Origin of the sequence: Pseudomonas sp. UBA6753 (genome assembly GCF_002453565.1) — a bacterium.
Classification (GTDB): Bacteria; Pseudomonadota; Gammaproteobacteria; order Pseudomonadales; family Pseudomonadaceae; genus Aquipseudomonas; species Aquipseudomonas putida_Z.
Window position 1 is genome coordinate 49145 of the sequence record NZ_DKHD01000027.1, and the last position, 260, is coordinate 49404.

Here is a 260-nt window from a genome sequence, read left to right on the forward strand (position 1 = left end):
TGGCCCGGCGGTTCAGTTCGCCATAGCTCAGGGTCTGCTCGCCGAAGGTGACTGCCGGGGCCTCGGGGGCGGCGGCCACCCTGGCCTCGATCAGCTCATGGATGCTGCGCTCATCCGGGAAGGCGGCGGTGTTGCGGTTCCAGTCACGCAGCACCGCTCGCTGCTCGTCCTCGCCCAGCAATGGCAGCTCGCTGATGCGCTGGCTCGGTTGGCGCACGATGGCTTCCAGCAGGTTGACCCAGTGCCGCGCCATACGCTCG

At 68.8% G+C, this 260-nt stretch carries 1 protein-coding gene; it reads right to left on the reverse strand.

Going from position 1 to position 260, the window contains the following annotated elements; translation table 11 throughout:
- A partial coding sequence (locus tag B2790_RS10225) for a hypothetical protein (RefSeq protein WP_286918766.1) occupies positions 1–260 on the reverse strand: 260 nt, incomplete at both ends.